Genomic DNA, 12838 nt, shown 5'->3' on the forward strand with positions numbered 1-12838 from the left:
TGACGCAGCAGGAAGCGCAGGCCGCAAGCTCCAGGAACTGCCTAATGAGCACCAAGGACATCCCACCTTTCCCCGCCGTTTCGACGCTCGCCAGCCGCGGCATCCAACCCCGCTTCGGTGAGCTGGGGCAAAGCCTGCGGCGCCTGGCCATGAACAGGCTCGCCGAGCACCTGGGCAGCGTCTTCGCGCAGGCGGACGACACGCTGTTCGAATGCGCCCAGGGCGCCGAGAACAACCAGGTCCAGGGAATGTTCTTCGACAGCATGCAGGACATTCGCAAGCAGCGACCGTTGATCGAGCGCTCCTATCACCAGTTCGTCGGCAGTCGCTTCGATGCCTTTCTGGGCGGCATCGCCACGACTGATGACGCGGCAACGCCAAGCGCCGAAGAGCTGTCGCTGGTGGGCAACGAAGACTACGAGGAAACGCTGCAGATCAACGCCATGAGCAGGCGTGTCCAGGAGCGCTGCGCACCCTCGCTCAACGGCCTGGATCAGCGCCTGGCGTGGCTGGTCGAACGACCGGAACTGCACGAGGACGCCAACCCCTTCGCACCGGCGGTCATCGCGCAGGGCTTTCGCGAGGCCATGGCTTCTTCGCCCTTCCCCCTGCGCATCAAGACCATCCTCTATACGCTGTTCGAACAGCATGTGATGTTCGGCCTCGACAGCCTCTACGATGCGCTGAACCAGCGCCTCATCGAGGATGGCGTCCTGCCGGAGCTGAAGTACGCGCCACCACGCGGTACCCCGCCGGCCCGCCCCGCTACGCAGGCAAAAACCGACCCGGCGCAAACATCCTTGCAGCCGACCGATCTCGATGGCGCGCCGCCCCAGGACCCGGCTGCGCTGTTGCGCGGACTGACCGCCCTGCTCGGCGAGCAGCGGCGCCTGAGCGCCCCGACCACGAATGACGATCAGGACGAGGCGCCCCAGCCCGGCAAACGCAGTTTCAGCGCCGACGAGCTGATCGACGCGCTCAATCGCCTGCAGGCCGAAATGGCCGAGGAGCTTGGCCAGCGGATCGCCCAGCCGCAGGGCATCGACGCCTTTCGCGACGGCCTGCACCAGCGGCTCGATGCCTGCAGCGCCCAGCCGGGCATGCGAAAGCTCACTGAAGAGCAACTGGACACCATCGACCTGGTCGGCATGCTCTTCGAGTTCATCCGCGACGACGAGAACCTGCCGGATAGCTGCAAGACCGTCCTGTCCCACCTGCACACCCCCTACCTGAAGGTGGCCTTGCAGGACGAGGCGCTGTTCACCGATCACCACCACCCCGCGCGGCGACTGCTCAACGCCATGGCCCAGGCCGGCGCACTCTATGGCGGCGACGGCGACAGCGACGACCAGGCCTTGCTGAACAAGCAGCAGTGGGTCGTCGAGCAGGTCGCGCGGCATTACCGTACCGACCTGCAACTGTTCGACCGCCTGCTGGACGACTTCAACGAGTTCATCGCCGCCTTGCGTAACAAGGTGGAACTGCGCGAGCGCCGCGCCGTCGAGGCGATCAAGGGACGGGATCGCCTCCTGGCCGCCCGCCAGCAGGCCGTCGAGGCGACCGCCCGGGCGCTCGACGGCAAGACGGTACCCTTGGCCATCAGCACCTTCCTGCAGCAGACCTGGACCGACGTGCTGGTTTTCGTCAGCCTGCGCCATGGCGACCAGAGCCCTCAGTGGCAGCGCGCCTGCGAAGTCGCGCAGGAGCTGGCCTGGAGCGGAACGCCACTGGACGAGGAAGGCGTCGAACGCCTGCAGAACCTTCGCCTGGCGATGCTCGACGACCTGCGGCAAGGCCTCGAATTGCTGGGCGGCCACCACGAAGCCGGCATTCGCCGCCTACTGCAGGATCTGGTTGCCTGCCAGCACGCCGTCCAGGGCAAGCAGCCGCAGATCGCCGCCACGCTCACCCCCGCACTGCCGGAAAGCCCACTGGGCACCCTGCTGGATGCGGACGCCACAGCGCCGGACGACACCATCGATGCCGACCTGCCCCGGCCGCTGGCCAAACGCGTGAAGGACCTGGAGCGGCTCGAGTTCGGCACCTGGTTCGAATTCCTCGGGCAGGGACAGCCGCTCCTGCTCAAGCTTTCCTGGTTCAGCCCGACGACGCGCAACTACATGTTCGTCGATCACAGCGGCCAGCGCGTCGCCGTCAAGCCCATCGTCGAGCTGGCCAGGGAAATGGAGCGCGGCGACGCCCGCATCGTGATGCCCGAGCGCGGCGCGCCCCTGATGGATCGCGCCATGAGCGCCATTTTCAGGTTCCTGCAGCGCCTGACGGGGCGCGGCATGAAGCATCGTCAGGAGAAGGAGCGATGAGCGACGAACGCCGGCAGCAGCAACGCCTGCCAATTCCCGTTACGCTCGAAGTGTTCGACGCCTCGAGCGGGGAGCGCCTGGGTCGTGTGGTGGATCTGTCCCTGGGCGGGTTCATGCTGCTCAGCGAACAGCCGCAGACCGAAGGAGCCCACCGGTGCAGGATTACCCGCATCCCGCCGTCGGTCGGCCTGGAAGAGTTGACCCTGGGTACCGAATGCCTGTGGAGCCGCGCCGGCGCGGACGATCGGCACCACTGGTCGGGCTTTCATTTCGATGACCTCGACGAAGCGCAGCACCTGCATCTGCAGGCGCTGCTGGAGTGCTTCAGCCATACACCGTGAACCCCGCCTGAACGCGCCGGGACGCCGGCGGAGCGACCTCAGGCGAACACGATCTGGTCGTCCTTCACCTCGCCCTTGACCAAGGCGCCGGGCCCGAACGTGCCGGCCAGGATCTGCTGGGCCAGCGGGTTCTCGATCCAGCGCTGGATGGCGCGCTTGAGCGGCCGTGCGCCGTAGACCGGGTCGTAGCCGACCGCGATCAGCTTGTCCATCGCCTCCTGGGTCAACTCCAGGTTCAGTTCGCGCTCGGCCAGACGCTGGCGCAGCCGTCCCAGCTGAATCTCGGCGATACCGGCGATCTGGTCGTGCCCCAGCGGATCGAACACCACCACTTCGTCGATACGGTTGATGAACTCCGGTCGGAAGTGATGGGACACCGCGTCCATCACCGCGGCCCGCTGGGCCTCCGGATCACCGACCAGCTCCTGGATCTGCGCCGAACCGAGGTTGGAGGTCATCACCACCACGGTGTTGCGAAAGTCCACGGTGCGCCCGTGGCTGTCGGTCAGCCGGCCGTCCTCGAGCACCTGCAGAAGGATGTTGAACACATCCGGGTGAGCCTTCTCGACCTCATCGAGCAGGACCACCGAATACGGCTTGCGGCGCACCGCCTCGGTCAGGTAGCCGCCCTCCTCGTAGCCGACGTAGCCCGGTGGCGCACCGATCAGGCGCGCGACCGAATGCTTCTCCATGAACTCGGACATGTCGATGCGGATCATCGCCTCCTCGGTATCGAAGAGAAACTCGGCCAGCGCCTTGCACAGCTCGGTCTTGCCCACCCCGGTCGGACCGAGGAAGAGGAACGAGCCGCTCGGGCGGTTCGGGTCGGCCAGGCCCGCGCGCGAACGGCGCACCGCATTGGCCACCGCGACCACCGCCTCGTGCTGGCCGATCACCCGCTGGTGCAGCATGTCTTCCATGCGCAGCAGCTTCTCGCGCTCGCCTTCGAGCATCTTCGACACCGGGATGCCGGTCCACTTGGAGACCACCTCGGCGATTTCCTCATCGGTCACCTTGTTGCGCAGCAGCTGGTTCTCCGCCTTGCCGTGCTGGTCGACCATCTGCAGGCTGCGCTCCAGGTCCGGGATGATGCCGTACTGCAGCTCGGCCATGCGTGCCAGATCGCCCTTGCGCCGTGCCGCCTCCAGGTCGGCCTTGGCCTGCTCGATCTTCTGCTGGATCTGCGCCGAACCCTGCACCTCGGCCTTTTCCGACTTCCAGATTTCGTCGAGGTCGGCGTATTCCTTCTCCAGCTTGGCGATGTCGTCTTCCAGCTTGGCCAGGCGCTTCTTGGTCGCCTCGTCGTCTTCCTTCTTCAGCGCCTCGCGCTCGATCTTCAGCTGGATCAGGCGACGATCGAGGCGGTCCAGCTCCTCGGGCTTGGAGTCGATCTCCATGCGGATGCGGCTGGCCGCCTCGTCGATCAGGTCGATGGCCTTGTCCGGCAACTGGCGATCGGTGATGTAGCGGTGCGACAGCTTGGCCGCGGCGATGATCGCGCCATCGCTGATGGTGACCCCGTGGTGCACCTCGTAGCGCTCCTTGAGCCCGCGCAGGATGGCGATGGTGTCCTCCTCGCTCGGCTCGTCCACCAGCACCTTCTGGAAGCGGCGCTCCAGCGCGGCGTCCTTCTCGATGTACTGGCGGTACTCGTCCAGCGTGGTGGCGCCGACGCAGTGCAGCTCGCCGCGCGCCAGCGCCGGCTTGAGCATGTTGCCAGCATCCATGGCGCCCTCGGCCTTGCCGGCGCCGACCATGGTGTGCAGCTCGTCGATGAACAGGATCACCCGGCCTTCCTGCTTGGACAGCTCGTTGAGCACCGCCTTGAGGCGCTCCTCGAACTCGCCGCGGAACTTCGCCCCGGCGATCAGCGCGCCCATGTCCAGGGCCAGCAGGCGCTTGTCTTTCAGACCGTCCGGCACCTCGCCGTTGATGATCCGCTGGGCCAGGCCCTCGACGATGGCGGTCTTGCCCACGCCCGGCTCGCCGATCAGCACCGGGTTGTTCTTGGTGCGCCGCTGCAGGACCTGGATGGTGCGACGGATCTCGTCATCGCGACCGATCACCGGGTCGAGCTTGCCTTCCTCGGCGCGCTTGGTCATGTCCACGGTGTACTTGTCCAGCGCTTGGCGCGACTCCTCGGCGTTGGGGTCGTTGACCGCCTCGCCACCGCGCAGGTTGGCAACGGCGTTTTCCAGCGCCTTCTTCGAGACCCCCTGCCCCAGCAGCACCTTGCCCAGGCGGGTGTTCTCGTCCATGGCGGCGAGCAGCACCAGCTCGCTGGAGATGAACTGGTCGCCCTTCTGCTGGGCCAGGCGATCGGCCTGGTTGAGCAGGCGCGCCAGGTCCTGCGACAGGTTGACGTCGCCGGTCGGGTTCTGGATTTTCGGTAGCTGGTCGAGCTCCTTGGTCAGCGCCTTGCGCAGCCCATTGATGTCGAAGCCGACCTGCATCAGCAGCGGCTTGATGGAGCCGCCCTGCTGCTCGAGCAGCGCCTGCATCAGGTGCAGGGGCTCGATGGCAGGATGGTCGAGACCGACGGCCAGGGATTGGGCGTCGGACAGAGCAAGCTGCAGCTTGCTGGTCAAACGGTCGATACGCATGGATTAACCCTCAAGTAAGGCAGGCCGGCGCACTGAACCGCACCTCGAACAAAACCTGCGCGAATGCAGCTTAGATAAGGGTCATTGTGGGAGATTCAAGCCGACCCGGACTGATTCAGGTCAGTCGGGAGCCGTGTCGTGGTCAGCGTCCGTCGGAGGGATCGATCCAGACCAGGCTGGCCAGCCGGCCGGTGCGCGGCGCCCGGCGATAGGAATAGAAGCGCGCTTCGCTGAAGGTGCAGAGCCCGCCGCCGTAGACCGCCGCGACACCGCGCGCCGCCAGGCGAATGCGTGCCAGGGCATAGAGGTCGCCCAGCAAGCGCCCGGCATTGGCGCCTGGCACGAAGGCATCCGCCGCTTCGGGATGCTGGGCGACGAAGGCTTCGCGTACCTCGGGCCCCACCTCGAACGCGGCGGGGCCGATGGCCGGCCCCAGCCACACGAGCAACTGATCGGCCGGCACCGCCAGCGCGTCCATCGTCGCCTCCAGGATACCGCCGGCGAGCCCGCGCCAGCCGGCGTGCGCCGCCGCTACACGGGTACCGTCCCGGTCGCAGAACAGCACCGGCAGGCAATCGGCGGTCAGCACCGCGCAGGCGATACCGTCTCGGGCGGTCCAGCAGGCGTCCGCTTCGAGCACCCGCTCAGGGTCGGCCTCGACGGCGATGGACGAGTGGACCTGGCTCATCCAGGCTGGACGGCACCCCAGGGCATCGGCCAGCACTTGCCGGTTACGAGCCACTGCGAGGGGGTCGTCGCCCACGTGGTCGCCCAGGTTGAAGGTGTCGAAAGGCGCCTGACTGACGCCTCCGAGCCGGGTGGTCACGCAGGCTTTTATCCGTGCGGGGGCAGGCCAGTCCGGGACGATCCAGTCCTGCGACCAGGCGCTCACCCGACGAACGCCTCGCGGTCCTGCTGCAACAGGGTCAGCAGCCAGACGAAGTCGTCGGGCAGGGGCGACTCCCATTTCATCCGCTTTCCGGTCGCCGGATGGTCCAGCTCGAGGAAGCGCGCATGCAGCGCCTGACGAGGGAAGTCGCGCAGCGATTGCACGAGGGTCTGGCTCGCCGCCGGCGGGATGCGGAAACGCCCGCCATAGACCGGGTCGCCCACCAGCGGAAAGCCGACATGGGCCATGTGCACGCGAATCTGGTGGGTGCGGCCGGTCTCCAGCTTGACCCGCACATGGGTGTGGGAGCGGAAGCGCTCGAGCACCCGGTAATGGCTGATCGCCGGCTTGCCGCCATCGACCACCGCCATGCGCTGGCGCTGCTGGCCATGGCGCCCGATCGGCGCATCGATGGTGGCGCCGGCGGTCACCACGCCGATCACGATGGCCTCGTAGATACGGCTGACGCTGCGCTGCTGCAGCTGCTCGACCAGGCGCGTCTGTGCCTGCAGCGTCTTGGCCACCACCATCAGGCCGGTGGTGTCCTTGTCCAGGCGGTGGACGATGCCGGCACGCGGCACGTTCACCAGGTCAGGCACGTGGTGCAGCAGGGCGTTGAGCAGCGTGCCGTCCGCATGGCCGGCCGCCGGATGCACCACCAGCCCGGCGGGCTTGTTCAGCACCAGGATGTGCTCGTCCTCGAAGACGATGTCGAGCTCGATGTCCTGGGCGACCCACTCCCCCTGCGCCTGCTGTTCGGCGCTGAGTTCGAGCACCGAACCGGCGTGCACCGTGTCGCGCGGGCGCAGCGACGCACCGTCGACCGTCAGCTGCCCGTCCTTGATCCAGGCAGCCAGGCGCGAGCGCGAATGATCGGAAAACAGCTGCGCCGCGACCTGATCGAAGCGCTGTCCGCCCAGTTCGAAAGGCACTTCTGCGCGCAGATGGATGGTCTGGTTCGGGATAGTGGGCATAGAGGACTGCGGCGAGGGCGCCGCCTTTGGTTCGGCTGCGCGCTTTATGTTTAAATACGGCATCTTTGTCCCGGCACTCCGGGGCGCCCATCATAACAGGACGGCTGCGCACGAGACAGCCAGCCGTCACAGGGACGCAAGCCGCCATGCCAGTGAAACACCTGCTGCTTATCGCCATCCTCGCCCTCACCGCCGCCTGCTCCTCCAACGAACCCATCAGCGAGAACCTGAGCGAAGCGGAACTGTATCAGCGCGCCCAAACCGACCTGGACAACCGCAACTACACCAGCGCCATCAACAACCTCAAGGCATTGGAATCGCGCTATCCGTTCGGCCGTTTCGCCGAGCAGGCGCAGCTGGAACTGATCTACGCCAACTACCGCAACCAGGAGCCCGCCGCGGCCCGCTCCGCCGCCGAGCGCTTCATCCGCCTGCACCCGCAGCACCCGAACGTCGATTACGCCTACTACCTCAAGGGCCTGGCCTCCTTCGACCAGGACCGCGGCCTGCTGGCGCGCTTCCTGCCGCTGGACATGACCAAGCGCGACCCGGGCGCGGCGCGCGACTCGTTCAACGAATTCGCCCAACTGACCGCTCGCTACCCCAACAGCCGCTACGCGCCGGACGCCAAGGCGCGGATGATCTACCTGCGCAACCTGCTGGCCGCCAACGAGATCCACGTCGCCCACTACTACCTCAAGCGCCAGGCCTATGTCGCCGCCGCCAACCGCGGGCGCTACGTGGTGGAAAACTTCCAGGAAACGCCGTCGGTCGGCGATGGCCTGGCGGTGATGACCGAAGCCTACCAGCGCATGGGCCTCGAGGAGCCGGCCGCGAGCAGCCTCGCCGCCCTGAAACTGAACTACCCGGACCACCCCAGCCTGCGTGACGGGCAGTTCGTACCGCGCGAGCGCGAAGAGGACTCCCGCTCCTGGCTGGCCAAGGCTACCCTCGGCCTGATCGATGGCGACGTACCGCGCCCGCAGAGCAGCACCCGCGCCAGCCAGGACGTGATCCGCCAGTACGAGAACGCCCAGCAGGACCTGCCGCGCGACCTGCTGCCAGAGCTCGAGGAAGCCGCCCAGCAGGAAGAAGGCCCGCGCCGCTCCTGGTGGAGCCGCCTCACCTTCGGCCTGTTCGACTGAACCTGCTGCGGCACCCGCACGGGTCGATTTAGCACACCAGAGCCCGGCACCCTGCCGGGCTCTGGCCGATACCCAACCCGGCTTCTGGAAACGCGCCATGGGTCTGTTTCGTCTGTTGATACTGATCGCGCTGATCGCGGCGGCCGTCTGGCTGTGGCGACGGCTCACGCACAAGAAGCCGCCACTGAAGACCCATGCCGAGCCCGGCGCCGCGCCGATGGTGCGCTGCGCCCATTGCGGCGTGCACGTTCCCCGTCAGCAGGCGCTACTGGCGCACGACCAGTGGTTCTGCAGCCGAGCCCACCTGGAGCAGGGCGAGAAAGACGGTGGCCGATAAGCCCCTGACGCTCGGCGGCATCCAGGGCCGGCGCATCCTTCGCCTCTACCATCTCTATCGCCTCACCATCGGTCTGGCGCTGGTGCTGCTGGTCAGCAGCGACCTGCACAGCAATCTGCTGGAGATGGCCAACCCGACGCTGTTTCGCCAAGGGGCCTGGTTCTACCTGGCGCTGAACATGCTCGCCGCGGTCATGATCCAGAACCCTCGCCGCGGCGGCTATGTCTTCGTGCTCGCACTGCTCGACGTCAGCCTGCTGTCGGCGCTGTTCTACTTCGCCGGCGGCACGCCGAGCGGCATCGGCAACCTGCTGATCATCGCCGTGGCGATTTCCAACATCCTGCTGCGCGGGCGGATCGGCCTGGTGGTCGCCGCGGTCGCCGCCATCGGCCTGATCTACCTGACCTTCTACCTCAGCCTGAGCGTGCCGGCGGCCAATGGCCAGTTCGTGCAGGCCGCCGCCCTCGGCACCCTGTGCTTCGCCGCGGCGTTGCTCGTCCAGGAGCTGACCAAGCGCCTGCAACTGAGCGAAACCCTGGCCCAGCAGCGCGCCGAGGACGTCGCCAACCTCGAGGCGCTCAATGCGCTGATCCTGCAGCGCATGCGTACCGGCATCGTGGTGGTGGACCGCCACAACCGCGTGCTGCTGGCCAACCAGGGGGCACTCAGCATGCTCGGCCAGGAGGCGCTGGCCGGCCAGCTCCTGGACCCGCTCTGCCCGGAACTGGTCAAGCGCCTGCAACAGTGGCACCACAACCCCACCCGACGTCCGGCAAGCCTGCAGAGCAACGACGGCGGCCCGACGCTGCAGCCGAGCTTCGCTTCCCTCCAGCACGGCGAACAGCACGACACCCTGATCTTCCTGGAAGACATCTCGCAGATCGCGCAGCAGGCCCAGCAACTCAAGCTCGCCTCGCTCGGGCGCCTCACCGCCGGCATCGCCCACGAGATCCGCAACCCGCTGGGCGCCATCAGCCATGCCGCCCAGCTGCTGCAGGAGTCCGAGGAGCTGGATGGTCCGGATCGTCGCCTGGCGCAGATCATCCAGGATCACTCCCGCCGGATGAACCTGGTCATCGAGAACGTCCTGCAGCTGTCGCGCAGGCGCCAGTCGGAACCCCAACTGCTGGACCTCAAGTACTGGCTGCACCGCTTCGCCGGCGAGTTCCGGGTCGGGTTGTCGGCCAACCAGTCACTGCACGTAGAAACCAGCGGCAGCTCCCTGCAGACACGCATGGACCCCAACCAGCTGATCCAGGTGCTGACCAACCTGGTGCAGAACGGCCTGCGTTTCAGCGGCAAGCGACACGCGCAGGCCCAGGTCTGGCTGCGCCTGTATCGCGACGCCGACAGCGACCTGCCGGTGGTGGAAATTCTGGACGATGGCCCCGGCGTCTCGGACGAGCAGCGCCAGCACATATTCGAGCCCTTCTTCACCACCGAAGCCAAGGGCACCGGCCTGGGCCTGTACATCTCCCGCGAGCTGTGCGAAAGCAACCAGGCACGGCTGGACTATCGGCCGCGCGAGGAAGGCGGCAGCTGCTTCCGCATCTTCTTCGCCCATCCGCGCAAGCTCAGCTGAACCGATTCGTCCCGTGGCGTGGCAACAGGTCACACAACGACCACGCCCCTGCGTACAGCCAGCCTGCTAAGGGTTAACATAAACGACGACACCCCAGACCACCCGCCAGGACTGCAGACCGATACATGACTGCCCGCCAGAAAGCGCTGATCATCGACGACGAGCCGGATATCCGGGAACTGCTGGAAATCACCCTCGGCCGCATGAAGCTCGACACGCGCAGCGCGCGCAACGTCAAGGAAGCGCGCGAATGCCTCGCCCGGGAACCTTACGACCTCTGCCTCACCGACATGCGCCTCCCCGACGGCACCGGGCTCGAGATCGTGCAGTACATCCAGCAGCAGCATCCGCAGATGCCCGTCGCGATGATCACCGCCTACGGCAGCCTGGACACCGCGATCAACGCACTCAAGGCCGGGGCCTTCGACTTTCTGACCAAGCCGGTCGACCTCAACCGCCTGCGCGAACTGGTCAGCACCGCCCTGCGGCTGCGCGAAGCCAGCACCGAGGAGGTGCCGGTCGACAGCCGCCTGCTCGGCGAATCGCCACCGATGAAGGCGCTGCGCAAACAGATCGGCAAACTGGCGCGCAGCCAGGCACCGGTCTACATCAGCGGTGAATCCGGCAGCGGCAAGGAGCTGGTGGCCCGGCTGATTCACGAGCAGGGCCCACGTCGCGACGGCGCCTTCGTACCGGTCAACTGCGGTGCCATTCCTTCGGAGCTGATGGAAAGCGAATTCTTCGGCCACAAGAAAGGCAGCTTCACCGGTGCCACCGAAGAGAAGCTCGGCCTGTTCCAGACGGCCAACGGCGGCACCCTCTTCCTCGACGAGGTGGCCGACCTGCCGCTGCCGATGCAGGTCAAACTGCTACGCGCGATCCAGGAAAAGGCCGTGCGGGCCGTCGGCGGCCAGCACGAACTGCTGGTCGACGTGCGCATCCTCTGCGCCACCCACAAGGACCTGGCCACCGAGGTGAGTGCCGGCCGCTTCCGCCAGGACCTCTACTACCGGCTCAACGTGATCGAGCTACGCGTGCCGCCGCTGCGCGAGCGCCGCGAGGATATCGCCCAGCTGGCAACCGTGATGCTCCAGCGCCTGGCCAAGGACTACGGTGAAAGCGCCGCCAAGCTGCATCCCGACGCCCTGGAAAAGCTGAAGAACTACCGCTTTCCCGGCAACGTGCGGGAACTGGAGAACATGCTCGAGCGCGCCTACACGCTCTGCGAAGACGACCAGATCAAACCGAGCGACCTGCGCCTGGCCGATGCGACCGGCGCGACGGAAAAGGGCGAAGCCAGCCTGGCGCAGATCGACAACCTGGAAGATCACCTGGAAGAGATCGAGCGCAAGCTGATCATGCAGGCACTGGAGGAAACGCGCTGGAATCGTACGGCCGCCGCCCAGCGCCTCGGCCTGAGCTTTCGCTCGATGCGCTACCGGCTGAAGAAGCTCGGCCTGGACTGACGGCTCCGGACATGAAAAAGGGGACGCGCCCGCAAGGGCCGTCCCCTTCTTTTTGACCGATCTCAGCCCTGGGCGAGCAGGTTGCGCAGGTCGATGATCGCGGCGTTGGCGCGGGAGATGTAGTTGGCCATCACCAGCGAGTGGTTGGCCAGCAATCCGTAGCCGCTGCCGTTGAGCACCATCGGGCTCCACAGCGGCTCCTGGGCGGCCTCGAGCTCCCGAATGATCTGCCGCACGCTGATCGTCGCGTTCTTCTTGGCCAGCACGTCGGCGAAGTCCACCTCGATCGCGCGCAGCAGGTGCGACAGCGCCCAGGCCTGGCCGCGCGCCTCGTAGAACACGTTGTCGATCTGCAGCCAGGGCGTGACCACGACCTCTTCCTTGACCTGCGGCGCGACGCCCGCCTCGGCCTGCTCGGGGTCGGCGTTGCTGTTCAGGCGCACCCGCCCGACACTCGCCGACAGTCTCTGGGACAGCGACCCCAGCCGCGTATTGACGTCACCCAGCCAGTTGTTGAGGTTGTCGGCGCGGGTGTAGAACAGCGCCTGCGGCTCAGGCGCGCTCAGCCGCCCGAGGTAGCGATCCAGCGCCCGGATGCCTTCGCGGTATTCGGATTCCGTCGCCGGCAGCATCCAGCTGCGGTTGTTGAAGTGGAACAGCGGCTCGCCCTTGGCCAGATCCGGGTCCTCGGTCGACTGGGACTGGGACCGGGCGAAATCCTTGCGCAGGGCCCGGGTCAGGTCGCGCACCTGCACCAGCACGCCGTACTCCCAGCTGGGCATGTTGTCGAGCCAGACACCGGGCGGCGCGATGTCGTTGGTCAGGTAGCCACCGGGCTTGTCCAGCAATGTACTGGCGACACGACGCAGGGTCGCCACCGTGGTGTAACCGTTCACCAGCGGACGCTGCGACGCCTCGGCCATTTCGCGGGCGTTCTGCTGCACCGAGAAAGCACCGGGCTCGCGACTCCAGTACCAGCCGAGGATCAGGACCACCAGCAGGTAAAGCCCCAGCAGCAACGCCAGGCCGCGCAGCAGTGGATTGTCGACCCATCGGCCGGTTCGCGTAGAGCCATCGGGCGTGCGACCGAAACGACCGCCGCGATTCTTCCAGTCCAGCATGAAATGTGTCCTTTCTCTCGAATTCATCGTTCGACCGCAAGGCCGTGACAGGGTTGCGA

Annotated in this window: 10 protein-coding genes; 6 read left to right on the forward strand and 4 right to left on the reverse strand. The window is 66.7% G+C overall.

Features of this window, described 5'->3' with window-relative positions:
* Nucleotides 1–44 precede the first annotated feature (44 nt).
* Nucleotides 45–2321 carry a DUF1631 domain-containing protein gene (locus tag DN824_RS11495; RefSeq protein WP_138408538.1) on the forward strand — a complete coding sequence of 759 codons (2277 nt, stop codon included), beginning with the start codon at nt 45–47 and terminating at the stop codon, nt 2319–2321.
* Nucleotides 2318–2662: a PilZ domain-containing protein gene (locus DN824_RS11500; RefSeq protein WP_138408539.1), complete on the forward strand. Its 345-nt coding sequence runs from the start codon at nt 2318–2320 to the stop codon at nt 2660–2662. Before DN824_RS11495 ends, DN824_RS11500 begins: the two co-directional genes overlap by 4 nt.
* Nucleotides 2663–2700: 38 nt before the next feature.
* On the opposite strand, the gene clpB is transcribed toward DN824_RS11500, so the two are convergent.
* The 3 genes from clpB to rluD form a co-directional block, all read right to left on the reverse strand.
* Nucleotides 2701–5265 (reverse strand): ATP-dependent chaperone ClpB, encoded by a 2565-nt coding sequence (gene clpB, locus DN824_RS11505; RefSeq protein WP_138408540.1) that lies wholly within the window; start codon nt 5263–5265, stop codon nt 2701–2703.
* A gap of 142 nt (nt 5266–5407) precedes the next feature.
* Nucleotides 5408–6157, reverse strand: coding sequence for a peptidoglycan editing factor PgeF (gene pgeF / locus DN824_RS11510; protein WP_174236499.1), 750 nt, complete (start codon nt 6155–6157; stop codon nt 5408–5410).
* Complete coding sequence (gene rluD / locus DN824_RS11515; protein ID WP_138408542.1) at nt 6154–7128, reverse strand: 23S rRNA pseudouridine(1911/1915/1917) synthase RluD; 975 nt, start codon at nt 7126–7128, stop codon at nt 6154–6156. The genes pgeF and rluD overlap by 4 nt, the downstream gene beginning before the upstream one ends.
* A 146-nt stretch (nt 7129–7274) precedes the next feature.
* Here rluD and DN824_RS11520 point away from each other — a divergent pair, with 146 nt between their 5' ends.
* The 4 genes from DN824_RS11520 (at nt 7275) to DN824_RS11530 (ending at nt 11658) form a co-directional block, all read left to right on the forward strand.
* Entirely contained in the window at nt 7275–8273 is a 999-nt protein-coding gene (locus tag DN824_RS11520) for an outer membrane protein assembly factor BamD (protein ID WP_138408543.1), read from the forward strand.
* Nucleotides 8274–8370: 97 nt separating this feature from the next.
* The gene (locus tag DN824_RS22700) at nt 8371–8610 is read left to right on the forward strand and encodes a PP0621 family protein (protein ID WP_241663894.1); all 240 of its coding nucleotides are present in this window, start codon (nt 8371–8373) and stop codon (nt 8608–8610) included.
* A complete protein-coding gene (locus DN824_RS11525) occupies nt 8600–10192 on the forward strand; it encodes a sensor histidine kinase (protein WP_241663895.1) in 1593 nt (530 codons plus the stop codon). Before DN824_RS22700 ends, DN824_RS11525 begins: the two co-directional genes overlap by 11 nt.
* Nucleotides 10193–10317: 125 nt before the next feature.
* Nucleotides 10318–11658 (forward strand): sigma-54-dependent transcriptional regulator, encoded by a 1341-nt coding sequence (locus DN824_RS11530; RefSeq protein ID WP_138408545.1) that lies wholly within the window; start codon nt 10318–10320, stop codon nt 11656–11658.
* A gap of 62 nt (nt 11659–11720) precedes the next feature.
* Here the strand turns inward: DN824_RS11530 and DN824_RS11535 are convergent, their stop codons facing one another.
* The gene (locus DN824_RS11535) at nt 11721–12779 is read right to left on the reverse strand and encodes a DUF2333 family protein (protein ID WP_138408546.1); all 1059 of its coding nucleotides are present in this window, start codon (nt 12777–12779) and stop codon (nt 11721–11723) included.
* Nucleotides 12780–12838: the final 59 nt, after the last annotated feature.

Source organism: Stutzerimonas nosocomialis (genome assembly GCF_005876855.1).
Taxonomy (GTDB): Bacteria; Pseudomonadota; Gammaproteobacteria; order Pseudomonadales; family Pseudomonadaceae; genus Stutzerimonas; species Stutzerimonas nosocomialis.

Bases quoted from the DNA above. Each gene is read 5' to 3' on its own strand.
- DN824_RS11495 (WP_138408538.1), top strand. From the start codon at position 45: ATGAGCACCAAGGACATCCCACCTTTCCCCGCCGTTTCGACGCTCGCC.
- DN824_RS11500 (WP_138408539.1), top strand. From the start codon at position 2,318: ATGAGCGACGAACGCCGGCAGCAGCAACGCCTGCCAATTCCCGTTACG.
- clpB (WP_138408540.1), bottom strand. From the start codon at position 5,265: ATGCGTATCGACCGTTTGACCAGCAAGCTGCAGCTTGCTCTGTCCGAC.
- rluD (WP_138408542.1), bottom strand. From the start codon at position 7,128: ATGCCCACTATCCCGAACCAGACCATCCATCTGCGCGCAGAAGTGCCT.
- DN824_RS11520 (WP_138408543.1), top strand. From the start codon at position 7,275: ATGCCAGTGAAACACCTGCTGCTTATCGCCATCCTCGCCCTCACCGCC.
- DN824_RS22700 (WP_241663894.1), top strand. From the start codon at position 8,371: ATGGGTCTGTTTCGTCTGTTGATACTGATCGCGCTGATCGCGGCGGCC.
- DN824_RS11530 (WP_138408545.1), top strand. From the start codon at position 10,318: ATGACTGCCCGCCAGAAAGCGCTGATCATCGACGACGAGCCGGATATC.
- DN824_RS11535 (WP_138408546.1), bottom strand. From the start codon at position 12,779: ATGCTGGACTGGAAGAATCGCGGCGGTCGTTTCGGTCGCACGCCCGAT.